Here is a 26,152-nt window from a genome sequence, read left to right on the forward strand (position 1 = left end):
CGCACCGGATGAGCAGTGCGCCAAAAGCTTTTTATTTCCAAGGGGTTTTTTCCCAAATGCTCCGAGCAACGCCATCCTGCTGCTTGGCCGTTGCTTCAAACTCCTCTCCCGCGATAAAAGAAATCGGGTTGCCCTGCTTGGCCATCATGGACTGGAAATCCTCCATGGCGTTCACCTCGATCAGGGCCTTGCGCAGCTTTTCTTCGATTTCGGCAGGAAGACCAGCGGGTGCAACAATGCCCCGCAAGGATGACATCTGAACGTCATAGCCAAGTTCCTTGGCCGTCGGCACATCGGGGCGGAAGGTCGAGCGCTCGTCCGAGAGTACGGCCAGAACGCGCAGTTCATCCTGGAAAGACACCGTCTGGCTGAGGGTCATGGTGCCAGCGGCCACATGCTGACCCATCAATGCCGTGCGGGCCATGGATGCGCCCTTGAAGGGCACAAGGGTGAATTCAGCGCCCGTGGCATCCGCGATCATGTTCGCCGAGAAATGATCGTTACCCCCCAGCGCGGAAAGCCCCATGGTAACGGAGCCAGGTTGGGCTTTGGCCGCTTCGACCAGCTGCTCCAGAGTCTCGAATCCGGACTCCTTGCTGACAACCACCGTATTGGGGTCTTTGACGAAATTGGCCAGATAGGTGAAGCTGGAAGCATCATAATCGGCTTTGCGATCATAGGTGAGCGCGAGGGCTGCGGGCAGGTTGAAGGTTCCCAGCGTATAACCATCGGGGTCGGCACTGGCAACCTCGGTAAAGCCGATCTGACCACCAGCGCCAGGCATGTTTTTCACCACGACCGACGCACCATTGCCAAGGGCCTTTTCAAAAAATTGTGCAACGGCGCGTGCCATCACATCGGTGCCCCCTCCTGCGGAATAGCCAACGACGATGCGGATCGGCTTGTCCGGATATTCAGCCAACGCGGGCACGGTCAAGGTGGATGCTGCGACGAGCGCGGCGATAAAGGTTTTTTTCATGACAAGTTCCTCCCAGTATGTGTCGTGAAAATGCGTTCGTCGATGCCATAGCATCGGGCAGCGGTGCGCCAGAACAAATCGTCCCTCGCTGTGCTGTCGAGATTTTCAGAAAGCCGCTTGAAAGCGTTCCAGAGCGTACGATAGCCAAATTGCCCCTTGTCGACTGGAAAATTGCTTTCGAACATGGCGCGCTCTGAGCCAAACAGCGCCAGGCAGGCCTCAACATGCGGACGCCAATCAGCCGCCAGCCTTTCAGACTGCGGAGGGAGCTCTTCATCGGCATAGCGATATCCGATGACAGTTAGCCCGAAGCCTCCGATCTTGATGCGGGTGTTGGGCAACGCGGCAACCTCTGCCAGAGCCGAGCGCCATGCCTCAAAGCTCTTCTTATCATCAATTCGGTAAGGCCCCACGCCAAGCGGACCGCCGCAATGGTCTAAAATGATGGTCAATTCGGGCAAGGCCCGCGCTAGATGAGCCACTTCGGCCAACTGGCTTTGATAGGCCCAGATGTCAAGGCACAAGCCTTCTTTGGCCACTTCGCGGGCACCAGAAAGGAATGCCTCTGTGCGCAAAAGGCCATCGGGGGAAGGTTTTGGATTGGAGCGGACTGCCGGGTCTGCATGCCATGCAGTCGTATTGCGAACACCAAGAACCCGCCCTTTACCGGCAGCCTTAAGCGCTTTGAGCACCGGGCGCACTGCTGCGCCCAGTTGCAGATCTGCAAAGGCAACAAGCCCCACCGGCAAATGAGGCTGATCCTTGCTCCAGTCAAGGATCGTCTCCACCTCTCCAACAGGACGCATTTCTTCAGGTCCGTGCGCTGCGTAGCCTGTCCGGCACTGGACGTAGAGGCTGGCACGTACATCGTGCCCATCCCCAACATCTGCGGCCAGTTCGTTGGCGCCATAGAGGCCTTCGGGCCTGTCCCAGAGGTGATGATGGCAATCGAAAATCGGTTGCTCAGCATCGATCACCTCTTCGTGGACAAGCTTTAGCCACGCATCGCGAACCTTGAAATGTGGACTTGCTGCTTTCATCACCTATCCTTTGCTTTCGGCCTTTTTCTTGTCGATGAGGCGATGCTTCACCATGGGGCCGACAACCACGGCAACGGTCAGGGCAACCAGAATGAGGCTGGTGACATTCTGGAACAGCACCATCCAGTTCCCACGACCAATGCGTAAGGCAAGGCGCAGATTTTCTTCAGCAAAGCCACCAAGGATTAGACCGAGAACAACCGGCGGAAGCGGGAATCTCAGCTTGTCCATGACATAGCCAATCGCACCAAATCCGAGCATCAGATAGACATCAAACATGCGCCCGTGGATCGAATAGACACCGATAAGCATCAGAATAATGATCACCGAGCCCAATAGCGGACGCGGCAGCTTGAGCAACTTGGCAAAGCTGTTGGTCGCCAGAGACCCTCCTAGGAAAACCAACAGGATAGCCCCGAACAGGAACTGCCACATGAAGCCGAACACGATGTCCGGATTGTTGCGGAAGAGCATCGGACCGGGTTGCAGACCATGGATCAGGAGGCCACCAAGCATGATGGCAGCAACAGCCGTGCCCGGAATACCAAGCGTCAGGGCTGGAATGAGCGCTGCGGCGGTATCGGCATTGTTGGCCGTTTCCGAGGCAGCCACGCCTTCGGGTTCCCCATTCCCCCAGGTTTCCGGTGTCTTGCTGGAGCGGCGTGCTTCGTTATAGGACATGAAGGCTGCCATGGAGCCACCGGCTCCGGGCAGGATACCGATCCAGATGCCGATCAGGGCTGATCGGATCCATGTTTTCCAGAAGCGGAGCATTTGCGGGAATGTCCGCCAGATTGGCTCTGTGCCAAGGCGATCTCCGGCGGAATTCTCGGTCTTCAGCGGGCTTTCAAGCAGATCGATAACCGGCGGCAGGGCATAGAGGCCAACCAGCAGAATAACGATGTGAATGCCGTCCAGCAGTTCAAGCTGGCCGAAGGTGTAGCGGTCGTTGCCAAATATCGGGTCGGAGCCGACAACGGAAACGAACACGCCGAAGCAGGCGCTGATGAGCCCCTTGGTCACATTGCCCCCAAGCAGGAAGATGATGCTGCAGAGGCCAAAGACCGCAACCCAGAAGACTTCAGCAGGGCCGAAAAGCAGGGTGACGCGCGAAAGAGGCGGAGCGAGCAGCATCAGGGCGATGGCACTTGCCATGCCGCCAAAAGCGGACGAGACGACAGCAACCTGCAGGGCGTAGCCGCCCTTTCCCTGTTGTGCCATGGGGTAGCCATCAAAGGTCGTGGCGACGGCTGCCGGCGTTCCGGGGATGCGCAGCAAAACTGCGGGGATGGCTCCGCCATACATGGCGCCGTTATAGATGCCAGCCATCAGACCGAGCGCGACCAGCGGCTCAAGACCGAATGTGAAGGGGACAAGAACGGAGATTGCCATGGTGGCGCTGAGGCCCGGCATAGCGCCGACGACGATACCGGCAAGAACGCCGATAACCAGTGCGGCGATATTGGCCCAGGCGATAACGTTTGGCAGGGACTGGATAAGATCAGAATACATGATACCTCACTTCGCCCACAGAAGACCGGTTGGGAATTCCTGAGACATTGAGACACCAAAGATCAGATAGATGGCTAAAAGAACGATGGCTGTGGCAATGGCAAGACCAACAGGACTGCGATAACCGAAAATAAAGGCGACCAGCGGCAGCGACAGAGCAGTGCTGATATAAAAGCCGATCAGGTCGACGCAGATGGCGTAAAGGATAATGAGCCCGAACGCGCCAAAGACACGTTTTGGAGATTTCACTACCGCTTCGGCTTCTTCTCCGGCGGCTGCTTTGCGTTGATCGGTAATCAGCATCACGAGTGCCAGCAGAATAAGGCCAACGAGCATAGCGGCTGGCAGAAGCGCAGACAGCGGGGCCAGGTCAGTTGTCGGAATCAGAAAGGCAGCCGCGACCACGATAATGCAAAAGGCGGTGATTGATTCTGCACGTAGAAACCGATGGGTTGGTTTGTTATGCATTTGAGAGGCTCCAATGGGGACAACGGGAAGGGTGCGGGGGGAGCCCCGCACCACTCAGATCAGCGCCAAGGGCTCTCTTCCCAAACGGATTTGGCAAAGTCGAGCAAATCGGCATTCAGCTTCTCAAACGCATCGCCGGTGACGACCTGAACCGGGTTTGCCGTTGCTTTCATGGCGGCGGCAAATTCCTTGTCGGTTTTCAGTTTTTCAAATGCGGCAAGCAAGGTGTCGCGCACATCATCGGGAAGGTCGGCAGGCGCAACAAAGCCACGCATGGAGCCGTTGATCAGGTCAACGCCCTGCTCCTTGAAGGTCGGCACATTTGGTGCGAACTCAGAGCGATCTTCCAGGGCAACGCCAAGAACATTGATTTCGTCCTTGAAGGCAGACACTTCGGAAATGTTGAGAATGCCCATGGCGACATGTCCACCCATAAGGGCGGTACGGGCAGGAGCGGAGCCGCGGAACGGCACAATGGTGAATTCCGTTTCCGTCATCTGCTGAAGTTTGCGCAGCAGGAAGTGGTCATCGCCACCAAGGCTGGACATGCCTACAGTGATGGCTCCCGGGTTGGCCTTCGCTTCTGCTAGCAGTTTTTCGACCGTATCCAGACCGCTACTCTTGGAGGTAACGATCACATTGGGGTCATTTACGACGTTGGCCAGATAGGAGAAGCTGGAGGCATCGTAATCGGCCTTGCGATCCAATGTGCGTGCCATCATGCCCGGCAGGTTGTAGGTGCCCAGCGTGTAACCATCCTTGTCGGCATTTGCGACTTCGGTCACACCAATCTGCCCGCTGGCGCCCGGCATATTCTTGACGACGATACTTGCTCCGTCGCCAAGATATTTTTCAAGAAATGGGGCGACCGTGCGAGCCATGACGTCGGTGCCACCACCTGCGGAATAGCCCACGATTACCTTGATCGGCTTTTCCGGATATTGAGCAAAAGCTGTTCCTGCCATTGTCAGGAACGCGCTCGCCAATGCGATTGTTTTAAAGATCTTCTGCATGTTTCTCCTCCCTCATGCTTTGCGATTGTCTTATGGTAAAGTGCAGCCCCGCGCCTTCAAGGCAGCATCCACCCAGCTGCGATCATTCTTGCCTTCAGAGATATTCTGAAGTTGGCGGGTTTCTGCGCTGTGCTTTGCTTGCGCCTTTTTGAGAATCTCTTCAGCGGCGTCCAGAGGAACAGCCAATACGCCATCGGAATCGCCGATAACGATATCGCCAGGCTGGATCACCATGCCGTTGATGCTGATGGGAACGTTAATCTCGCCCGGTCCATCCTTGTATGGTCCACGGTGAGATATGCCTGCGGCAAAAGTAGGCAGGTTGGTTTCAACAAAGGCGTCCACATCGCGGATTGCGCCGTTGATGACAAAGCCTGCCACACCGCGCTGGATCGCCCAGGCCAGCATCAGCTCGCCCATCAGGGCATTGGTGACATCGCCGCCAGCATCGACTACGATGATGTCGCCCGGCTCGGCCAGGTCGATTGCTTTCTGGAACATGAGATTGTCGCCGGGGCGCGCCTTGACGGTCAGTGCCGAGCCAGCCATGCTGCCGCTGGCATGCATGGGACGCAGCTTGGAGCCTGCGGCTGTCATGCGGAACATGCTGTCCGAGACATTGGCCACCGGCACCTGTTTGTAAGCCTCTATGAGCTCCTTCGGCGCAACGCGCTCACGTTTGCAAATCCGAAATCCGATATCCATGGTTCTAACTCCAACTTTGTTTAACGATGCCCGGCTTCAACCAACAAAGCCCAGTTGGCATAACGGTCCTTGGCGACGGCTTCACCGTCCAAAATCTGGAAAATGCCCCGCACCGCCTCGCAGCCCACACGGGCATTGGCCTGATGGGTCACGCCGCCGATATGGGGCGTTGAAACAATTCGAGGTTCTTGCCAGAAGGGATGATCTGCAGCCGGAGGTTCCGTGGCGAAGGTGTCCAGACCGGCACCTGCCAAGTGACCTGACTGGACCGCCGCCAGAAGCGCGTCTTCGTCGATCAGACCACCACGGGCGGTGTTAACGATGTAACTTCCCTCCGGCATCAAGCGGATGCTCTCCTCGTTGATCATCTGGCGTGTCTGATCGTTGAGAGGACAGTGCAGGCTTAGAATGTCTGCCTGTGCAAGCAGGGCCGTCAGGCTGTCGACGCGTTCGACGCCCAGCTCATCAAAACAGTCCTGACTGGCGAAGGGGTCGTAGCCGACAAGTTTGAGCCCAAGGCCCTTGGCGATCTTGCCGGTTTCCTGAGCAATCGCGCCCAAGCCCATCAGAGCAAGGGTCGAGCCAGCCAGTTCAACACCCTTGAAACCCGGTTTTTCCCACTTGCCGGCACGTAGGCCAGAGTCCAGCGGCAGAATGCGCTTGACTGTGGTCAGCATCAGCGTGATGGCATGCTCGGCAACGGATATTGCGTTGGCTCCGGTCGCCTTGAGCACCGGAATACCCTTTTGCGCTGCAGCTGCCAGATCGATGTTGTCGACGCCAACTCCATGCTTGGAAATCACTTTCAGGGACGGAGCACTCGCAATCACGTTGGCATCGATCCGCCCCATGCGGGACACGACGGCAACGGCGTCTGTCTTTACGAGAAAATCGGCAATAACCTCGCTGGCTGCATAAGCCGGTGTGTGAACCGTCTCGAAGCCATGCGTTTGCACAAGCTCCTGCGCAGCCGGAGCCAGATCCGGCCCCGTGACGAGGATCGTCTTTGACATGATACATTCCTCCCGTCTTCCCGCCTGGCGGAAAGCGACATAATCTTAATTTTTGCTGGATACCGCGCGCTGCCTCCAAACAGCTTGCACGGAGTCCCTCCCTTTTTGGCCCTGCCCTTTGACTTCAAACAAAAGAGCAGTTCCCTCCGGTTAAAAATGTTGTAAGAATAAATATCTTTATGGAAGCGAAAAATTCTGGTTGTTAGATTAAGAAAAACTGGATGAAGTAATGGACACCCGGCAGCTTAAAACTTTAGTCGCAATTACAACTTACCGTACTTTCAGCAAGGCAGCCGAAATAGTGGGGCTTACACCTTCAGCTGTCAGCCAGCAGATCCAGGCACTGGAATCCGAGCTCAATGTGAAGATATTCGAGCGCGCATCCCGCCCGCCAAGTTTGACCACAGAAGGAAGGCAAGTTCTTGAATTAGCAAAAGAAATTTTGCACCTTGAAGAAAATACGATTGCCGGACTGAGAGGCAGGAAGATGTCGGGGACCATCCGGCTTGGCACGGTCCGGACCAGTGCCCTCAACTTGCTACCTCAAGCTGTAGTTGCAATGCATGACAAATATCCGGCCTTGAAAATCAATTTGAGGGTCGGATTTTCCTCTTCAATGATCTCGGATGTCGCTTCTGGGCGTCTCGATGCCGCAGTCGTTGCGGAGCATGTCAGTTTGCCCCCCCAACTAAGGTGGAGTCCCTTTTTGCACGAGCCCCTTTGGATAATCGCACCCGAAACAGTCACGGAACGAGATCCGATTCATCTGCTGGGCAGCTATCCCTTTGTCAGATTTGCCACCAATGTTCCCTTGTCGAATCTGATCGATACCGAAATTTCCAGATTGGGAGTCGTTACACTGGATGTGGCAGAAATCGATACGATCGGCGCGATTGTCACCTGCGTACGGCAAGGGCTGGGCATCTCGGTGGTGCCACATTCTGCGGTTCAGTCCCCTGATGCAGACAGGGTTATAAAACTGCCCTTTGGCAATCCGCATATCACGCGCCGCATCGGCATCGTCGAGCGAATCAATGCCCCTCGTGGAGAGGTGATCGAGCGATTGCACGCATTGCTCGCCGAGCTTTGCGGCGAATATGGTGTCCAGCGCGATTGACGATCCGCACCAGCTCCTCCTCAGGATTCCTTGACGGGTTGCTTCTTGGGTTTGCGTAGCAGAACCAGAAGCGGAATGGAAACCAGACTCAGAACCGCCATCAGCCAGAAGTCATCGATATAGCTCAGCATCGCCGATTGCTGGGTTACCAGCGCATTGACCTGGTATATGGATGTTAGCACCCCGGAAAGAAGGCCTGGAGCATGTTGGTGCACCGCGTCAGACGTGATTGTGATACGGCTGGCCAATTCGGCATGGTTCACCTGCATCATGTGGGTGAGCACAGCCGAAACCACAGACACGCCTATCCCCTGCCCCATATTGCGCACCAGAGCATACATGGCAGTTCCGTCCCCGCGTAGCTTTGGCGAAAGGGTCATGAAGGCCATCGTGGAGAGCGGAACAAAGATGAAGCCCATACCGAAGCCCTGCAGGGCACCGGTCAAAATGATCGGCCAGGACCCCATCTGCAGGTTAAAGCCGGTCATCATCCATAGCGAAACCGTCATCACCAAGGCTCCGAAAACCATCATCAGGCGTAAATCAACCCTATGGCTCACGCGCCCGACAATCATCATGGCAACCATGGAGGCGACCCCTCGTGGCGCCATGAGCTCGCCGGAGGAAAGCACGGAATAACCGAGGAAATTCTGCAGCAGCGGCGGCAGAAGCGCCAGACCGGAAAACAGGGACAGCCCGATCAGAAACATGACAACAGAGGCCAGGGCAAAGTTCGCGTCCTTGAAGATCCGCAGATCAACAAAGGGGTTTTTTGCGGTCACCGAGTGGACCACATAGACCCAAAGACCGGAGACCACGAGCCCGAGTTCGATCCAGGTTTCAATGCTTTCAAACCAGTTGTTGTCGGAGCCACGATCGAGCATCAACTGCAGCGAGCCGACACCGAGCGCAAGCATGGCGAAGCCGAAAAAGTCGAAATTCCGCTTCCGAACATCAGAGTTCGGCATATAGATAAGCAACATGACGATACAGAGGATACCAACAGGCACATTCACCAGAAACACCCAGCGCCAGTTGACACTCTCGGTCAGCCAACCACCAAGGGTTGGCCCGATGATCGGGGCCACCATGATCCCCATGCCGTAGATCGCCATGGCTTGCGCCAGACGTTCCTTGGGGTTGATATTCATGATCACGGTCTGCGCCAGCGGCGCAATCATGGCGCCACACAGCCCCTGAAGGATGCGGAAGGCAACCATCTCGCCAAGGCTGGTGGCGATGCCACACAGGGCCGAGGCCACCGTAAAGCCCGTCACGGCAAAGAGGAACAATGGCTTTTGCCCGATCCTGTCGCTGAGCCAGCCCGTAATGGGGGTGGCGATGGCTGCCGCCACGATATAAGAAGTCAGAACCCAGTTGATCTCATGCTGAGCGGCACCAAGCGATGCAGACATATGCGGCAGGGCTACGTTTGCGATCGTCGTATCGAGCACCTGCATGATCGTGGCCAGCATCAGCCCGAAAGTCAGCAGCGCTCTATTGGCGACCACCACAGCAGGTTGTGAATCGGATACGGAGTGAGACATGCCTGTTTCCCCTGCAGACCGGGCACCCATGCGGATGCCCGATGCATGATGTCCTTAAATGCCCTTGAGTTTATCCAGAGTGGACTGGCCTTTGTCGACGCTAACCACTGCACTCATGCCCGAGCGCAAGTTCGACGTTTCGGGCGCCTGTTCCAGTTCGATGCGCACCGGTACACGTTGCACGACCTTCACCCAGTTGCCGGTTGCATTCTGGGCAGGGATCAGGGCGAATTCTGCCCCTGTTCCAGCGCTGATGCTGCTAACCTTGCCATCGAAATGGGTGCTCGGATAAGCATCAAAGGTTATTTCCACCGGCATGCCTACCTGAATGCCTTCCAGTTGGGTTTCCTTGAAATTGGCTTCCACCCAAGTGTCATCTGCTTCAAACAGACTGGCCATTGCACTGCCAGCGGTAACAAATTGGCCAACATTCATGTCATCCACTTGCGCAATAACGCCAGAGCTTGGAGCCTTGATAGTGGTCTTCCTCAGATTGCGCTCGGCCAGTTCCAGCTTGGCAAGCTCGGTGCGAACCGTTGGATGCTCGTCTGTTTGGATGGAGGGATTTCCGCCCAGCGCAGCCCTAGCGCTATCCACCTGCTTTTCCGCTGTGGTAACGGCATTCTTCGCTGCCAGAAGGGAAAGCTTGAGTTCATCCAGTGTGGAGCTCGAAGCAATGCCCTTTTCAGCCAGAATGGCGCGGCGATCATAGAGTTCCTGTTGAACGGCAAGGGTATCCCGGGCCGACGCCAGAGAGGCCTCTGCGGTGTGGAAGCTCACTTTCAGCTGCTCTACATCCAGACGTGCCTTGGCGAGCGCAGCCTTTTCCTCATCCACGGCGATCTGGAAAGGCTCAGGGTCGAGCGTGAACAAGACGTCGCCAACAGAAACATGCTGGTTGTCCTTCACACCAACAGAGGCGATCCGGCCCGAAATATCCGCCGAGATGGCAACCTTTGTCTGATGCGCATAGGCATTATCGGTTTCTTCAAACCGTCCTCCGGTCAACCAGACCCAAAGGCCGCCCAGCACGATGAGCAATGGCACGGACACCATGAGGAGAAGCCGACCGGGCCTTCTTTTGCTCGTGGCTACAGTATCGTCTTCAGATTGAGGCATCGGTGCAGAAGCGGGAATGCGGTTTTCACTCTCGGGAGTGGACGCATCGCCTTCAATTTCCAATTCGGTCACATTGTCTGCAACCGTTGTGGTGCGAGCACTCATTTCTGTGATTCCTTGTTTTCGGGAGACATATCAATTAGCTGGTTACGGATGCTTTTCAGGCTTTCCATCAGGATTTCCCTGTGCCCATCCTCCAGGTTACCGAGTATCTGGTCAAAGAGTTCGCGGCTGATGCTACGCGCATGGATGAAAAGCTCGCGGCCTTCCGGCGTAATGGTTACCAGCTTGGCACGGCTATCGGCAGGATCCTGAACGCGTTTAACCAGTGCGCGTTTCTCCAGCCGGTCCAATATGCCGCTGATGGTCATCGGATCGCTATCGATGGCCTGCGCCAGTGTTGCCTGCGACAAACCGTCAGGATGATGTGACAGATGCCCGATGACACGGGCCTGCTGTAACGTCAGCCCACAGGACTTGGACCGCTCTTCATAGCGGCGACGAAACAGGCGGGACACTTCGAACAGAAGGTAGCCCACATGCTGTTCGGCTTCCTTCATATCCATGCAAACCTCAAGAGACCAAATCATATGTGTACTTATAATAAGCGCATATATGTTGTGGATTTCCCTTGAGTCAATGCAGAAGAGCTTGCAATTTCTGCATAGCACCCGTGTAGCCGGAATTAAGGTACGACTCAGGCCAATCGAAATTCTTAAAGCGGTTATAAACCCGTAACCAAAACCCTTGTGTTTTAAAGAAAAACAGTAGGGTTACTCTTGCGGCGCGAACATAGTCAGACAGCGCCGATTACGTCACCGTAGCGACATACACATCCGTTTTGCCATTCGTAATTGGCAGAAACAATTTCGACAGAAATGACCAATATATCCTCGCACATATCCTCTTACATTTTCGTCCTAAAACTTGCATTTTTCGATATTCAAACCTCAAGCAACAGTATATAGGACCATCGCTCTCTATCTGGGACTCTTGCGGAAATGGGAGCCTGTCTCAACCGTGATCGTGAGTGCATCCCATGCCATCGCATCCTCTTTCCCAAGTCCTCATTCGTCCGGCCAATATGGCCGACCTTTCCGCTCTTGTGACGCTAGAAGACCGCTGTTTTGATAGCGACCAGATCAGTCGCCGTTCCTTTTCTTCTTTCATGAAGACAGACACAGCCCGCCTTCTTGTGGCAATTGGCGAGCAGGACAGGCTGTTCGGCTATGCCTTGATCCTCACCCGACAGGGCACATCTGTCGCGCGTCTCTATTCGATTGCCGTGGAGCCGGAGGCTCGCGGGCTTGGCATTGGCTCCCAGCTTCTGGGGGGTGCCGAGGCTATTGCCAAAGAGCTGGAATGCGACCGACTGTCGCTGGAGGTTCGCGCCGATAACAGCAAGGCGATCAGTCTTTACCAGCGCTATGGCTTCGTGCCGGAAGAGGCCTTGCCGGGCTATTATGAGGATGGCGCAGACGGGCTTCGCCTTTTGCGCGTGCTTGAGCATCTGCCCCATGGCTCCAAACCGGCCAACCGCACCCGCCTGCCGATCATTCTGGTGGATCAGCTCAAGGATCTGGAAACACCGCCTAGCGGCTCGCTGGTCATGACTGTGCGCCAATATCTGGCGCTCGAACATGGGGTTCCGGGGCGACGCATCATCAACCTGTCGCGCTCCTATGAACCATTATCCCTTGGCTATTATTGCAGTCTGCTGGCCGAAGCCCGCAAGGAACGCTGCCTGCCAGAAGCCGATGCACTGCTCGACATCAACTGGAAGCGCATCCATCGACAGGCCCTCCTGCGCCTGGATCAAATGCTTGGCAGCATGCAGGACAAGAGCTTCCCCGCTTCCATAGACATCTATTTCGGCCGCACCTCCGAACGGCGCTTTCGCGACATTGGCAAAACGGCTTTCGACCTGTTCCGCTGCCCTGCCATTCGCATCACCTTGCAAGAAGACGCGAAATTCAGGATCAAGGAAATCGAAGCGGTTGCCATTCACAAGCTGGGCGAAGAGGAAAAGCCGCGCTTCCTGTCGGCCCTTAGCGCCTTTCTCAAAGGCAGTCTGCCCAAACCGTCAATCCGCAAGCTGCCTTCCGCCGTCGTGGCCATTCTTGCCAATCCAGAAGAAGAGAGCCCTCCGAGCGATGCCAAGGCGCTGGAGGCATTCGCAGCTGCCGCTGAAACCGTGGACGCACGCGCTGAATTCATCACCGCGAAGGATTTCGGACGCCTGCTTGAATTTGATGCCCTATTCATTCGTGAGACAACGGCTCTCAACCATCACACCTATCGCTTTGCCAAGCGGGCGCAGCGTGAGGGGATGCCGGTTATCGATGATCCACATTCGATCCTGTGTTGCACGAACAAGATCTATCTGGCGGAACTTTTGAAGTCGAACAGGATCCTGACGCCCAAGACAACGATCTTTGACCGCCCGCGTCTAAAGGCGCTCGTCGACGCGTTCGAATTTCCCGGCATTCTAAAAATTCCCGATGGCTGTTTCTCCAAGGGCGTACACAAGGTGTCGAGCCGCGATGAGCTGAACGATCTCAGCAAATCACTGTTCCGCAAAACGGATCTTCTGATGATTCAGGAATTCATGCCGACGGATTTTGACTGGCGGATCGGGGTGCTGGACGGGGAAGCGCTCTATGCCTGCAAATATTACATGGTGAGCGGCAACTGGAAGATCTACGAATATGAAAAGGACGGCACAATCCAGTCTGGCGACTCGGAGACGATGCCCATCTCAGCTGTGCCTGTTGACGTGGTTGAAACGGCCATTCGCGGTACCCGGTTGATCGGCAACGGCTTTTACGGGGTGGACATCAAGGAAACACCGAAAGGGCCGTGCATCATCGAGATCAACGACAACCCGTCCGTTGATTATGGCATTGAGGATGATGTGCTGGGGGCGGATCTCTATCAGCGCTTGATGGCCGTGCTGGTCAGCCGCATCGGCCGGGGACGCGTTTAAGAAGCCCCAGTGGAGAGGCATCAAGGCATCCATCACACGATCTGATATTTCTCGACGATGGCGCACAGGGCTTCTTCCTGTGCGCTGTTGGGGCGCGGAAAGGGCTGGCGCCCGAGACCGACGCTGTTATCCATCAAATAGAGAAGTTGTTTGACCCAGAGAGCCATGGGCCCCAATGCCAGCAGATCGGCGCGCAGTTCAGACAGCAGGGATTGCCATTTCAGTGCCTCCTTGCTGCTGCCATTGGCAAAGGTAAGGCAGAGATTATTGAGCGTTCGGGGCAGGATATTCCCCAGATCAGACATACATCCTGCTGCCCCATGGGAAAGCGCCTCACAGATGAGGGAATCCGTGCCCACATAATGCACAAAATCCGCATTGTCCGCTGCGATATCCAGATAGGCCCGCATTCGGGCTCCATCGGTGCTATTGTCCTTGATGCCCTTGATGTTGCTGTGGGACGCCAGTTGCCCAACCACCTCTGCCGAAAGAGGCCGCATGGTGATGGCAGGCGCATTGTAAAGATAAATCGGCATCTGCAAGCTGTCGGCAACCTTGCTGTAATGCAGGAACACATCCTCATCCGGGCAATCGGCAAAATAGGGGGCGAGCACGGTTGCACCATCCACTCCGAGTCCGGAGATATCCTTGCCCACCAGAATGGACTGGTAGGTGGAGGGCATCCCGATATTGGCCAAGACCTTGACGCGCCCGTCTGCTTCTTCAACGATTTCGGCGCAAAGGCGCACTTTCTCCGCATGGGTCAGGCAGGTAAAATCCCCTTGCGTGTCCCCCACGAGAATATTGTTGCCGAAGCTGATCTGCCGCCGGACCTGATTTCTCACCGCAGAGTAGTTGATCGTGTCATCGCGATTGAAACAGGTGATAATGGCAACGTAAGCCTCGGCCCTCGCGGGCTGTCCGGTTGTCTCTGGTGCCACATGCGGCATGTCCTGCTTTGCTATGCGAAGGTCTTCCATCTCATTGAGCTTTTCTGATGGGGTTGCGCGTTTGAGCCTGAATATCGAGCAGTACGGCATCATCGCCAAAGCCACCGGCCTTGGAGATGAACCATTTCACATCCACCTTGTCGGACCGGCAGGCCCCGAGCACAACGCCCGGCAGTAGCTCGTCGGCAAGATCAATGGCCTCAATGCCGAGCGCGGAGGCAACGGCAATCGCTGTTTCGCCGCCCGTGCTGAATACGGTTTTGCAATGTTGGCTCTGGCAAAGAGCAAGCGCAGCCTGCCCGACCAGAGCGGCGATGCGAGCGCCTTCTTCTTTGCTCACCCGTGCGGCGACGCTGCTGTTATCCATGCGCAGAAGGATGTCGCCAGATCTGCCCCCGTTCGTCTCAAGCTGTGCGCGGCAGAGACCGGCCACGTCCTGTGGCTTGGCATCGGGAGGGACTATAATGGATTGGTAGTCTCCCAGCTTTTCAGCGGCGTCCGCCTGTCGCAGCGATGGCTTGGCAAGGCTGCCGACGATGGCCAGCAACGGCCCATCCAGAATAGCGCCCTGCCGTTTGGTGGATTTGCTTTTTGGTGTTGCCTCGGAATTCGCCAGCGCTCTGGCAAAGCCCCCTGCTCCCACGGGAAGACAGTCGGCCTGCAATGCAGCTCTGGCCAGCGTTGCCAAATGGGTTTCATTGACCGCATCGGCAATGATCAGCCGGGCTCCGGCTATGATATGCGCCTTGATGGAGGAGACCAGCGCCTCCTCTCCGGCTTCGCAATCGGCAATCGTCAGTCCAGCGGTGACAAGGCGTGACTGTTCGCCGAGCATGCAGGCGATGTTCGAGGTCGAGATCGGGTGGAAAGGGTCTTTGCCAATATCTGTCTCATGCAGAGGCACGCCGGACAAAAAGATGGTTCCCTCGCGGCAGGTGCGTCCGGTTTCGGGCATGGCGGTGCAAATGAGCGCGGCGGCTTTACCGGTTGCCTCAAGGGCAGCCTCGATTTCGGCGCCGGGATTGCCGCGCATGGTGGAATCGATCTTCTTGTAAAAGCGCTCATATCCCTTCTGGCGGCAAATGCCGATCACATGGGCCACCGTGGCCGCTGCCGCATCCGGAGCCAGAAATCGGGTTTCGGAATTGATGGAGACGTTCCCTTCGAGCAGTCCTTCGTCATGCAGGGACGGGAAATGAAGGAGCAACTTGATCTGCTTGCCAAGCCGCGAGAAATGCACCCCGGAATCCCCTGCGCCGGTGAAATCATCTGCGATGATCGCCAGTTTCTGATCCTGTTTCACCCTTTCCCCCCACAATGTTCCAAGCCCGTTCTTGTCTTCTTCAACTCTTCTTCAGGCCTTCTTCAACTACGTTGCCATTCCCCTTTTCCAGCCAAACTCACATGCTCAGCGTGACGTGTTTGATATAGTCGCGCAGGTAGGAATAGCTGATATGGAGGCGCCCATCGGATGTCTCGATGATCGAGGGATAGGAATAATCCCCCCGGAAGGCGCCCTTCTTGTCATGAGCCGACAGAAGGTGAGCGTCTTCTTCGACGACTAGCTCCTCTTTCCAGCTTTTTCCCAGATCGGTCGAGCTGGCAATGATGAGCGGATTGCGCGGCACGCCCCAGATGGCACTGTTTTCGGTTACGTCGCATTCAGCCAGAAAGGCTTCCTTATCCTGCACCCAGGGCGGCACCGCACTTTCGCAATCGCGACCAGCAGCGCTGATATGGTTGTAGATGATAAGCAACCGGCCATCGGACAGCTCGGCAGCCTGAATGGACGAATTGTTGTTGGGCAATGGCGTTGGTTCCGGCGCAGACCATGTCAGGCCGCCATCATCTGAAACAGACCGGAAGATATTGTCCGCCCGGCGGCTGCGATAGAAAGCCACCTTGCAACTGGGCTGGATATTCATATGCACGCAGCCCTCGCTTCTGGGCACGCCTTCAAGGCGCCAACTCATACCGCCATCATCGGAAATCTGCACCAGTGAACGGTCATCTCCAAAGGCGTTTTTCATGCTGGAAAACCAGATCGGCAGCAGAAGCTTGCCATCGGGGTTGACCACTGGCGGATGGCGAATGAAGGTGCCTTCCCGCGCAAACAATGTTTCAATCGGGGCCCAGCTCTGCCCCTCATCATCCGAGCGGCGCAAGCGCACAATGGCGGTTCCCTGATCTGTCTTGAGTTGAGCCGTATAGAGCAGCCAGATCTGTCCGGAAGGATGGCGGAAAAGGGCCGGATTTTGCTCGGAGCGGTTGGCATCATCGCTCATCTTGACCGCATCGCTCCATGTCTTTTCAGTATGATCAAAACGGGACAAGTAGATGGAGATATCGGACGAGCCCTCCATGCTGCCACCGAACCAGGTGCACAGAAGATCGCCACTCTCCAGCTTCAGAAGATTGGATGCATGGTTGCTCAGGCATGGGGTCGGAATGGCTCTGCTTTCAATTATTTTCATGGCGTTACCTGGCTTTGCTTTATGATCGGCGCCACACGCGATGCCCGGCAAGATTCTCGGCATAATAGGTGGCGAATAGACATAAACGGGTAGTACGCACGGGCGAAAGCGGTTGGTCTGCCGCCCGAGTTGTCAGTGTGGTCCAGCGAAATGGGGCCATCGGGATTGCTCAAGAGCCAAGGTCAGGCGTCTTCAGTTTCCAGTTTTTCTTCCATGGCAATCTCGTCCAGACGCAGGCAGGCGACCTGATGTCCATCGCCATAATCCTCCAGTTCCGGTACGGATTGCGCACAGGCATCTGTTGCGTAGGCACAACGCGGGTGGAACCGACAGCCGCTTGGCGGATCAATGGCATTGGAAACATCCCCCTTGAGGATAATCCGTTGGCGTTGGCGTTCGATATCCGGATCAGCTTCCGGCACGGCCGACAGCAGCGCCTTGGTGTAGGGATGCAATGGCCTCTTGAACAAATCCTTCTTTTCGGCAATCTCCATGATCTTGCCCAGATACATCACTGCAATCCTGTCGCTGATATGGCGTACAACGGCCAAATCATGGGCGATGAAGAGATAGGTGAGATTGTATTTCTCCTGAATATCCATCAAGAGGTTGATGATCTGGGCCTGAATGGACACATCAAGCGCGGAAATAGGTTCGTCACAGACGATGAATTCCGGATTGCACGCAAGAGCACGGGCAATGCAGATCCTCTGACGCTGGCCGCCGGAGAATTCATGCGGATAGCGATTGGCGACATTGGGATTGAGCCCGACATCGCGAATAAGCTGGGCAATTCGGCCTTGAATCTCATTGTCAGGGCAGATTTTATGGACCTTCATCGGCTCAGCCAGCGCTTCACCGATGGTCATGCGCGGATTGAGCGTTGAATAGGGATCCTGAAAGACAATCTGGGCCCGCTTGCGCATAGCGCGCAGCTCCTGTTTGGACAGGGAGGCCAGATCAACCCCTTCAAATTCGACGCTTCCGGACGTGGAGCGATAGATCTGCAGGATCGTGAAACCAGTCGTCGATTTGCCGCATCCTGACTCGCCTACGAGCCCCAGGGTCTCGCCCTTGAATATATCGAAACTGACGTCATCGATGGCATGCACGACCGCTTTCTCACTTCCGAAAGCGCCGATCTTGATGGGGAAATATTTGACAAGGTTTTTCACCTTGACCAGTGGCTGCTTGGCTGCACGCGTCATAGCATCCCCCCCTCTTTGGGCTCAGCAGGCTCTTTGGTTACATCCACCCAGCAAGCGATGCGGTGGTGCGGATTGGCGCCAGCGCCGGAAACCGGCTCCAATGGCGGTATCTCCTTGGTGCAACGCTCCTTGCGATAGGCGCAGCGCGCGGCAAAGGGGCAACTTTGCGGCTCCACAAACAGGTTAGGCGGTGCCCCCGCAATGGAAGGAAGCCGACTGCCAGCCTCGGTCTTGATGCTCGGGATCGATTTGAGCAGACCGATGGTGTAGGGGTGACGCGGGCTCTTGTAGATTTCATCCAGAGGCGCTTCTTCCACCACACTGCCGCCATACATGACCATGATGCGATCCACCATGCCAGCCAAGAGGCTAAGGTCATGGGTGATCCAGATGATCGACATGTTGAGCTTTTCACGCAGTTCCTTGACCAGTTCCACGATCTGGGCCTGAATGGTCACGTCAAGGGCCGTGGTCGGCTCGTCGGCAATCACCAGCTCGGGCTCGCCCAGCAACGCCATGGCGATCATCACACGCTGACGCATGCCGCCCGAGAGCTGATGGGGATATTCATGTAAGCGATGCTCGCTGTTGGAAATACCCACCAGATCGAGATATTTGGCTGCCTGCTTCATGGCATCGGCCCGGCTCATCTTCTTGTGATAGATGATGCCTTCGCACAGCTGCGCACCGATCTTCATAAACGGATTGAGCGAGGTCATCGGATCCTGAAAGATCATGCCAACCTTGGAGCCGCGCACCATGTTGATCTCGCTGGCACTGGCTTTGGCCAGATCCTTTCCTTCCAGCAAGACTTCGCCCTGGGTGATCTGGGCCGCTGGTGGCAACAGTCTGATCAGGCTCATCATGGATACGCTCTTGCCGCATCCGGATTCGCCAACCACACCGAGCATTTCCCCCTTGTCGAGCGTGAAGGAAACACCGTTTACCGCGTAAAGATAGCCATTGCGCACCTTGAAGCGCGTATGCAGATTGTTCACTTCCAAAAGTTTGGTCAAAGCGCCCTCCCTTTAGCTGTTCGTTGTGTCTCTATTTCCATTGCCGCGGGTTGAGCGCATCGTTGAGGCCGTCGCCAAGGAAACTGAAGGCGATGGTGACCAACGCAAGCACTGCGGCAGGCGCTGCGAGAATGTGCGGATAGAGCTGCCAGACGCGCAATCCATCCGAGATCATGTTGCCCCAGCTGGGGATTGGAGGACGCACGCCAACACCCAGGAAGGAGAAGGACGATTCAAACACCATGGCCTCCCCAAGGGCGGCACTGATATAGACGATGATCGGACCGATAGAATTTGGAATGACATATTTCCAGACGATCTTTGGCGTCGGCACCCCGATGGCCTCGGCGGCGAGCACATAGTTCTTGTTGCGCACCGACATGATCTGGCCGCGAATGATGCGGGCCGCCTTTGGCCATTTGATGAGGGCCAGAGAGCCGAACACCAGCACGAAGTCCACCAGAATGGTATTGCGATAGAAAGAGTTGCCCGTGAGCAGGAATTGCTCATCCATCCAGTTGACCAGCCGTGGCTTCATCGAAACGTTGATGACGATGACCAGCAGCAGAGAGGGCACCGACATAGTGATGTCGATAAGCCAGACGATGAAAGCATCCACCTTGCCGCCAAAATAGCCACCCAGCGAGCCCATGAAAATACCGATGATCAGGCTGAGAAAGGTGGTTGAGAAGGCCACGATAACGGCAGTTCTTGCGCCATAGATCACACGGCTCATGATGTCGCGCCCCAGATCGTCGGTGCCAAACCAATGAGCCCAGCTTGGCGCCTGATTGCGGGCCTGCAGATCCTGCGACAGGAAGTCGTAAGGCGTAATATAGGGGCCGAAAATGGCGATGAAGAACAGGAACACCACCAGCAGCATGCCGATCACGGCGAGCTTGTTGGCTATCAGCCGGTCAAAGGCATCCTTGGCCAGACTGAACTGCTTCTCTTCCTGTTGCAGCTCAAGCGTATTGTCCGTCATTATTCGTCTCCTGTCTTTTTGGCTGCCGCGCGGGGGTCAAGCAGCGGATAGGAAATATCAACCAGCAGGTTGGAGGCCATGACCACCGTCGAGAAGATCAACACGATCGCGAGAATGACCGGATAGTCCGAGGTTTTGATTGCGGTTTCGGTGAGGCGCCCAAGGCCGGGCAGCCCGAAAACCTTTTCGATGAGAATAGAGTTGTTGAGCGTGGCAATCACCAGAAGGCCGATCTGACTGACAACAGGCGTCAGCACGGGGCGCATGATATGCTTGACCACGACCTGATAATTCGGAATGCCCTTGGCGCGGGCTGTGCGGACATAGTCTTCACTGAGCACCTCAAGCACACCGGCGCGCGCCTGTCGAATGATCAGCGCCATGGGGTTGAGCCCCAGAACCAGAAGGGGGACAATCACCTTGAAACTGAGCAGGCCACTCCAGCCATAGGGCACGTCCATATCCATAACCAGCACGAGAAAGACGATGATCAGCGGACCGGCAACGAAAACCGGAATGCCCCAAACGATGAGGGCAAAGCCCACGATCAGGTTATCAAGAAGCTTGTTCTGATTGAGCGCGGCGATCACGCCCAGAATGATGCCAACGATGGAGAGCAGGAAAATCGCGGTGAGTCCGATTTTGAGGGTCACCGGAAGCGCTGCACTGATCATCGAGTTGACCGAGCGACCGGAAACCAGCGAGTTGCCAAAGTTGCCGTTCGCGATATTGCCCAGATAGTCCATGAACTGAACCAGAAACGGCCGGTTCAGGCCAGCGGCATCCCTTATGGCTTCAACTCTGTCCGGATCATACGCCACATCCCCCGGAGCCTGCAGGAAGATAAGCTTGATCGGGTCGCCTGCTCCGAAGAACACGAGAGCGTAGATTAACAGAAGAAGAATAAAAACCGAGGGAATCCACTTCAGAAGTCGGAATAAGATGTAGCGTCCCATATCAAGTCATCCTTGCGAATTCGGGAAAAAAAGGACGGGAAGTGAGACCACCACGACCCGTCCAGGTTCGCCGTCCTTACGGACGTTTTGCTTCGTCGATGGTTACATTCCAAGGCTCGATGACCTGCCAGTCATCGTTCTTGTCGAAATTCATGACCCATGGCATGGCCCATTTCGACATCACGTCGTAGTAGTAAGGAATGTAGGTCCAGTCTTCACGGAAGAGACGCTGTGCTTCCTGTGCAAGTTTGATGCGGTCCGGGTCTTTCACACCCTTGACGGATGCTTCTTCGAGTAGGGCATCAATCTTGTCGTTTTTGTAACTACCCAGCTTGTTGCGGGCGTTACCGGACTTCGAATAGATCGAGCCCATCAGGTAGGAAACCGCATCAGGAACCCGCGTGCCGACATCGTCACGGAAGATCTGAACGCTCTTCTGGTCAGGGCCGGAATAGGTTTCGATGGCAGGTTTCATTTCAATGCCCTGAATGCCAAGTGTTTTGCGCCATTGTTCAGCGATATACTGGGCAGCGGCTTCATGGGTCGGGGTAGAAATACCGACAAACATGATTTTTGGCAGGCGGTTGGCATCTTTGTATTTTGAGGCAGCAAGGGCAGCCTTGGCAGCTTCGGGATCATATGGATATTTCTTGAAGTCCGGATCCACACCGGGAACCTTGTTAAGGATCTGGGATGCAGCGGTGAAGGGGCCATCGGGGAAAGCTGCAAGAGCGAGTTCATCAGGATTGATGGACATGATCAGAGCTTTTCGGACGTTAATATCGTCCATTGGTGGCTTTTTGATATTGATCCAGAACTGCTGGCCTTTGGCAAGCGCAGGGCCACCAAGGAAGTCAGGTCCAAGGTCCTGAATGATCGTCGGCGTGATGAGCTCGGTATGAGCATCCATGGTACCGCGTTTGAGCATCAGGGTTGCTGTGCTGGCATCAGCCACAGTGGTCAGGACGATTTTTTCAAGCTTTGGTTTCGGACCAAAAAAGTTCGGGTTCGGTACGAGTGTCAGAACACCCTGGTCAAGGTCCATGGTTTCCGGCATGAAAGGACCGGAGACAACGACGCCATTCTGAGGCATCCACCAATCGGACTTTTCATTGCCATTCTCGTCTTCAGCCTGAGAAATCTTCACCGGTGCGATCAGCGCCGTTGCGATTTTCTGGTCAAAGATCGGGTCGGCGCTTGCGAGCTTGACGCTCACCGTTGCGTCATCGGTGACGGACAATCCCGTCATGTCTTTTGCTTTGCCGACGACCACGTCGTTGAAGCCTTCAACGCCACCAAGGAACAGGTTAACGCGGGCGTGCTTGGTTGCCGGACGGGCGGACAGATTCCATGTGCCGACCACATCTTCGGCCGTGATCTTGGAGCCGTCAGACCAGACTGCATCGGGATTGACATGCAGGGTCCAATTGACATAGCTGTCATCGGACTCAACACTTGAAAGAACGTAAGGGGTCAGCTTGCCGTCCTTGTCGAAATACATTGGGGCAGCCCAGCTAAGAGATTGCCAGCGTGCCGCGTGTCCTCCTCCCTGAAGGGGCGACCAGTTCTGCTGTAAAACGGGGTGGGCAATATTGAGCACCTGACCATCTTCGGCCGATGCCTGGCCGCTTTGCAGCGGTGTCAGCCCGAGCACTGTAAGCCCGAGCAAAAGGACTTTGAAAAGATCCTTTTTCATGTAGTTGTCTCCTCTCATTTCAACTTCGTAAAAGCAATGACGTTCTTGGTGCGCCTTAACGAAATTTTTGCAATTCGCGTGCCACTCGCCTAACCGATTGAAAATAAATTTCTTTTTTCTGAAAGTAAGAAGATAGCCTAATGCGCAGCTGTGGTGGTTTGCACTAATTGTTGATGCATATCGCATCAGCAGTTCGTTGCAATTTCGCCCCTCCCCCCGCATACTTGCTTGCGACCAGAGGGGGAGATCAGGTCATGGTTATTGCGTTTATCGCGCCTTTTGAGCAGATCCGCATCAAGGCGCAGAGCATCATCGATACATCCAATTACCCGGCCAAGGCCTATCTGGGCGATTTGCATCAGGGCGTGAAAGCAGCCAAGCGCGCGCTTGATGACGGAGCCAAGATCATCATCAGCCGCGGGGGCACCGCGCGCCTCATTCGCCGTTCGCTTGATGTCGAGGTGATCGAGGTGGAGGCCTCGGTGCAGCGCACGCTTGCCTTTGTCTATAAGGAAACAACAGAGACGAGCCGGGTGGGAATTGTTGGCTTTGCCCCCCTCATCAATCTTGTTTCCCCCATTTGCACCATTCTATCGCGCAATTATCGCTCGTTCGAATTGCGCGAGAAGGAGAGCTTTCAGGAGCGGATGGATACGCTGGTGCATTGGAATCCGGATGTGGTGATCGGCGACGCCGTTGCCTTCCAGTGGGCCAAATCCAAGGGGCTCAACGCCTATCTGATCGAATCCAGCATGGAAACCATCGTCGATGCCTTTGAGCGCGCCATGCTCGTCTATAAAAATCTGAACCGCTATTTTCTGGCTGAGAAGAAGCTCGAGGCCGTGCTCGACTGCACGCGGGATGGCGCTGTTCTTGTCAATAGTGAAGGCCAGATCGACGAGATCAACAGACAGGGCTGCACGATATTGGGACAGGAGCGCGATGATCTGCTTGGATCCAATATTGCCGGTTTCTTCAATACGCCCGAACTCAGCAAGGCCTTCCGCAAGAAAGCCCATGCCCGAAACATGATCGTAACCTGTCATGACGACAAGCTGGCTTTGGACCATATCCCCGTCTCATCGGAGAAGCTTTCCGACAATGCCTCGGTCATTCTCTTCCAGCCGGTGCAGAAAATTCAGGATGCAGGCAACCTGATCCGCAAGAAACTGAGCGAAAGCGGCTTTTACGCCAAATATACCTTCGAGCATATCATCTATCATTGTCAGGAGATGAAGCGTTTGGTGGAGATGGCCCAGCTTTATAGCCGCACAGCCAGCAACATCATGATTGTGGGTGAAACGGGGACCGGCAAGGAGCTGTTTGCCCAGTCGATCCATAATGCGGGGGCGCTTTCAAACGGCCCCTTTGTTGCCGTAAACTGCGCCGCCTTGCCCGGCAACCTGCTGGAAAGCGAGTTGTTCGGTTATGCGCCGGGGGCCTTCACCGGAGCGTCCCGTGCCGGCAAAATCGGCCTGTTCGAGCTGGCCCATGAAGGCACATTGTTCCTTGATGAATTGACCGAAATGGATGTCTTTCTGCAGGCCAAGCTGTTGCGCGCTTTGCAAACGGGCGAAATCATGCGAATCGGCGACAATAAGGTCATCCCGATCAAGGTGCGCATCATTGCCGCAACCAACAAGAACCCGCTTGAAGCCATCAAGGCGGGGCGGTTGCGGGCCGATTTGTTCTATCGCCTCAATGTGCTGGATCTTAAAATTCCCCCTCTACGCGACCGGAAGGGAGATCCGGAGCTGCTCTTCACCCGTTTTCTGGAAAAGGCCTGCCATTTGCAATCTATTCCGGTGCCGCCGCTGTCTGGCAAATTGCTAAAGGAATTGCGACACCATAGCTGGCCGGGCAATGTACGCGAGCTTGAGAATTGCGCCGAGAAGTTTGCCACGCTGCAAAGCCTGCATGATTTCGACACGCCGCTCCTCTCTTCGGAAACCCATCATATGGGGCGGATATCGAGCGATGGCACGGCATCCGAAAGTCTGTTGGAGGGCTCGACCCTTGACGAGATGATTGCCGCGAAGGTGAACCAGATTTTCAAGCAGGAGAATTGCAATATCAGCAAGACGGCGCAGCGTCTCTCGATAGACCGCAACACCGTCAAGCGCTGGCTTGGCAAGGACAGCAAACCACAAGGCATCGTGCCCCATTAGGCATGGGGCCGCTCGCCCATTTGCTATTTTGTGGCCCGACTCGTCTTGCCTAATAGGCCTTTCCGCGGGCAGACACCGGCCAGAGGCATTCGACCACCCCTTTGCGCACGCCCACATAATAGTCATGAATATTGCAGGTCGGATCGCAGTGACCCGGCACAAGGCGCAGCTTTTCGTTGATTTTTAGAACACCGTCAGGGTCGGCGATGGTTCCATGTTCATCAGAGCATTCCAGATAGGTCACATCATCCCGCCCATAAACGACCGGTAGGCCGCTATCGACAGACTGTACCTTAAGGCCCGCGTCCACGATGGCACGGTCTGCCTTCACATGGCTCATCACGGATGTCAGCAGGAACAGGGCATTCTCCCATTCGTCCTCATCGATGCGCTTGCCATCTTCATCAAGAATGCGCCCGTAGTCCGCATCCATGAAGGCATAGGAGCCGCATTGCAATTCGTTGTAGACACCGGAAGTGGATTCGAAATAGTAGGAGCCAGTTCCGCCGCCACCGACAATATCACAGCCCAGCCCTTCTTCGTCCAGCAGCGCCAGACAGTCCTTGACCAGAAGAACGGCAGCATCGATCTTGGCCTTGCGGTCGGCATAAGCAGGCAGATGCTGCATGGATCCCTGATAGGCTTGCAGACCGGAGAATTTAAGTCCATAAGCCTTGTTAATGGCCTTGGCCAAGATCAGGACTTCCTGAGGAGTTGAGACACCGCAGCGCCCTGCCCCGCAATCGACCTCGACCAGACATTCGATTTCTGTTTCATGGGCGCGGGCGGCTTCGGAAAGCTCGTCAATATTTTCCAGAGCATCAACACACACAATCGTGCGCGCCCCCAGTTTGGGCAAGCTGGCAAGGCGGTCTATCTTGTGTGGATCGCGCACCTGATTGGAGATGAGAACATCGGAAATACCGCCACGGGCAAAGACTTCCGCCTCGGAAACCTTCTGGCAACAGACGCCACAAGCGCCGCCCATTTCCATTTGCAGCAATGCAATATCGACTGATTTATGCATCTTGCCATGCAAGCGGTGGCGCATGCCATGGGCCTTGATATAGGCCCCCATCTTGGCAATATTCCGTTCCAATGCATCAAGATCAAGAACAAGACACGGGGTTTGAATATCGGCTTCCTTCATGCCTGGTCGGGCTGGAATATCAAATCCGACCTCTAGATGCTCGATCTCGA

General features: G+C 55.5%; 22 protein-coding genes. 3 read left to right on the plus strand and 19 right to left on the minus strand.

What is annotated here, in order from left to right; genetic code table 11:
* Nucleotides 1-31 precede the first annotated feature (31 nt).
* Genes ACKPCT_RS15145 through ACKPCT_RS15175 form a run of 7 tightly spaced genes read right to left on the minus strand, consistent with a single transcriptional unit; the run spans nt 32 to nt 6,730 of the window.
* Nucleotides 32-979: a tripartite tricarboxylate transporter substrate binding protein gene (locus ACKPCT_RS15145; RefSeq protein ID WP_319567317.1), complete on the minus strand. Its 948-nt coding sequence runs from the start codon at nt 977-979 to the stop codon at nt 32-34.
* Entirely contained in the window at nt 976-2,019 is a 1,044-nt protein-coding gene (locus ACKPCT_RS15150; RefSeq protein ID WP_090069544.1) for an amidohydrolase family protein, read from the minus strand. Before ACKPCT_RS15150 ends, ACKPCT_RS15145 begins: the two co-directional genes overlap by 4 nt.
* 3 nt (nt 2,020-2,022) lie before the next feature.
* On the minus strand, nt 2,023-3,531 hold the full coding sequence (locus tag ACKPCT_RS15155; RefSeq protein ID WP_090069540.1) for a tripartite tricarboxylate transporter permease: 1,509 nt from the start codon (nt 3,529-3,531) through the stop codon (nt 2,023-2,025).
* Between the two features lie 6 nt (nt 3,532-3,537).
* Complete coding sequence (locus tag ACKPCT_RS15160; RefSeq protein WP_319567318.1) at nt 3,538-3,999, minus strand: tripartite tricarboxylate transporter TctB family protein; 462 nt, start codon at nt 3,997-3,999, stop codon at nt 3,538-3,540.
* Between the two features lie 59 nt (nt 4,000-4,058).
* A complete protein-coding gene (locus ACKPCT_RS15165; protein WP_090069534.1) occupies nt 4,059-5,012 on the minus strand; it encodes a Bug family tripartite tricarboxylate transporter substrate binding protein in 954 nt (317 codons plus the stop codon).
* A gap of 30 nt (nt 5,013-5,042) precedes the next feature.
* Nucleotides 5,043-5,717 carry an RraA family protein gene (locus ACKPCT_RS15170; RefSeq protein WP_090069532.1) on the minus strand — a complete coding sequence of 225 codons (675 nt, stop codon included), beginning with the start codon at nt 5,715-5,717 and terminating at the stop codon, nt 5,043-5,045.
* A gap of 20 nt (nt 5,718-5,737) precedes the next feature.
* Nucleotides 5,738-6,730 (minus strand): hydroxyacid dehydrogenase, encoded by a 993-nt coding sequence (locus ACKPCT_RS15175; RefSeq protein WP_090069529.1) that lies wholly within the window; start codon nt 6,728-6,730, stop codon nt 5,738-5,740.
* 229 nt (nt 6,731-6,959) lie between these two features.
* On the opposite strand from ACKPCT_RS15175, the gene ACKPCT_RS15180 reads away from it, so the two are divergent.
* A complete protein-coding gene (locus tag ACKPCT_RS15180) occupies nt 6,960-7,847 on the plus strand; it encodes a LysR substrate-binding domain-containing protein (protein WP_319567319.1) in 888 nt (295 codons plus the stop codon).
* 20 nt (nt 7,848-7,867) lie between these two features.
* Here the strand turns inward: ACKPCT_RS15180 and ACKPCT_RS15185 are convergent, their stop codons facing one another.
* The 3 genes from ACKPCT_RS15185 to ACKPCT_RS15195 are packed head-to-tail and all read right to left on the minus strand — an operon-like array spanning nt 7,868 to nt 11,079.
* Nucleotides 7,868-9,394, minus strand: coding sequence for a DHA2 family efflux MFS transporter permease subunit (locus ACKPCT_RS15185; protein ID WP_090070370.1), 1,527 nt, complete (start codon nt 9,392-9,394; stop codon nt 7,868-7,870).
* Between the two features lie 54 nt (nt 9,395-9,448).
* The gene (locus ACKPCT_RS15190) at nt 9,449-10,618 is read right to left on the minus strand and encodes an HlyD family secretion protein (protein ID WP_319567320.1); all 1,170 of its coding nucleotides are present in this window, start codon (nt 10,616-10,618) and stop codon (nt 9,449-9,451) included.
* A complete protein-coding gene (locus ACKPCT_RS15195) occupies nt 10,615-11,079 on the minus strand; it encodes a MarR family winged helix-turn-helix transcriptional regulator (RefSeq protein ID WP_175527923.1) in 465 nt (154 codons plus the stop codon). The genes ACKPCT_RS15190 and ACKPCT_RS15195 overlap by 4 nt, the downstream gene beginning before the upstream one ends.
* A gap of 473 nt (nt 11,080-11,552) precedes the next feature.
* Here ACKPCT_RS15195 and ACKPCT_RS15200 point away from each other — a divergent pair, with 473 nt between their 5' ends.
* Nucleotides 11,553-13,499 carry a GNAT family N-acetyltransferase gene (locus ACKPCT_RS15200; protein WP_319567321.1) on the plus strand — a complete coding sequence of 649 codons (1,947 nt, stop codon included), beginning with the start codon at nt 11,553-11,555 and terminating at the stop codon, nt 13,497-13,499.
* A 32-nt stretch (nt 13,500-13,531) separates the two neighbouring features.
* Here ACKPCT_RS15200 and ACKPCT_RS15205 read toward each other — a convergent pair whose 3' ends face one another.
* The 8 genes from ACKPCT_RS15205 to ACKPCT_RS15240 all read right to left on the minus strand — a co-directional run bounded on the left by ACKPCT_RS15205 (nt 13,532) and on the right by ACKPCT_RS15240 (nt 22,784).
* The gene (locus ACKPCT_RS15205; protein ID WP_175527922.1) at nt 13,532-14,479 is read right to left on the minus strand and encodes a dihydrodipicolinate synthase family protein; all 948 of its coding nucleotides are present in this window, start codon (nt 14,477-14,479) and stop codon (nt 13,532-13,534) included.
* Nucleotide 14,480: 1 nt separating this feature from the next.
* Nucleotides 14,481-15,752: a four-carbon acid sugar kinase family protein gene (locus ACKPCT_RS15210; protein WP_319567322.1), complete on the minus strand. Its 1,272-nt coding sequence runs from the start codon at nt 15,750-15,752 to the stop codon at nt 14,481-14,483.
* 97 nt (nt 15,753-15,849) lie between these two features.
* The gene (locus ACKPCT_RS15215) at nt 15,850-16,923 is read right to left on the minus strand and encodes a sialidase family protein (RefSeq protein ID WP_175527920.1); all 1,074 of its coding nucleotides are present in this window, start codon (nt 16,921-16,923) and stop codon (nt 15,850-15,852) included.
* A gap of 182 nt (nt 16,924-17,105) precedes the next feature.
* Entirely contained in the window at nt 17,106-18,131 is a 1,026-nt protein-coding gene (locus tag ACKPCT_RS15220) for an ABC transporter ATP-binding protein (RefSeq protein ID WP_319567323.1), read from the minus strand.
* Nucleotides 18,128-19,147: an ABC transporter ATP-binding protein gene (locus ACKPCT_RS15225; protein WP_090069506.1), complete on the minus strand. Its 1,020-nt coding sequence runs from the start codon at nt 19,145-19,147 to the stop codon at nt 18,128-18,130. Before ACKPCT_RS15225 ends, ACKPCT_RS15220 begins: the two co-directional genes overlap by 4 nt.
* 31 nt (nt 19,148-19,178) lie before the next feature.
* Nucleotides 19,179-20,132, minus strand: coding sequence for an ABC transporter permease (locus ACKPCT_RS15230; protein WP_090069504.1), 954 nt, complete (start codon nt 20,130-20,132; stop codon nt 19,179-19,181).
* Nucleotides 20,132-21,088: an ABC transporter permease gene (locus ACKPCT_RS15235; RefSeq protein ID WP_090069501.1), complete on the minus strand. Its 957-nt coding sequence runs from the start codon at nt 21,086-21,088 to the stop codon at nt 20,132-20,134. Before ACKPCT_RS15235 ends, ACKPCT_RS15230 begins: the two co-directional genes overlap by 1 nt.
* Before the next feature lie 76 nt (nt 21,089-21,164).
* Complete coding sequence (locus ACKPCT_RS15240) at nt 21,165-22,784, minus strand: ABC transporter substrate-binding protein (protein WP_244544596.1); 1,620 nt, start codon at nt 22,782-22,784, stop codon at nt 21,165-21,167.
* Nucleotides 22,785-23,038: 254 nt separating this feature from the next.
* On the opposite strand from ACKPCT_RS15240, the gene ACKPCT_RS15245 reads away from it, so the two are divergent.
* The gene (locus ACKPCT_RS15245) at nt 23,039-24,952 is read left to right on the plus strand and encodes a sigma 54-interacting transcriptional regulator (RefSeq protein ID WP_319567324.1); all 1,914 of its coding nucleotides are present in this window, start codon (nt 23,039-23,041) and stop codon (nt 24,950-24,952) included.
* Nucleotides 24,953-25,001: 49 nt separating this feature from the next.
* Here the strand turns inward: ACKPCT_RS15245 and bhcC are convergent, their stop codons facing one another.
* Nucleotides 25,002-26,102, minus strand: a complete 1,101-nt coding sequence (bhcC, locus tag ACKPCT_RS15250) for a 3-hydroxy-D-aspartate aldolase BhcC (protein ID WP_090070366.1) — start codon at nt 26,100-26,102, stop codon at nt 25,002-25,004.
* Between the last annotated feature and the right edge of the window lie 50 nt (nt 26,103-26,152).

This window comes from Cohaesibacter marisflavi (assembly GCF_963665895.2).
Lineage (GTDB): Bacteria > Pseudomonadota > Alphaproteobacteria > Rhizobiales > Cohaesibacteraceae > Cohaesibacter > Cohaesibacter marisflavi.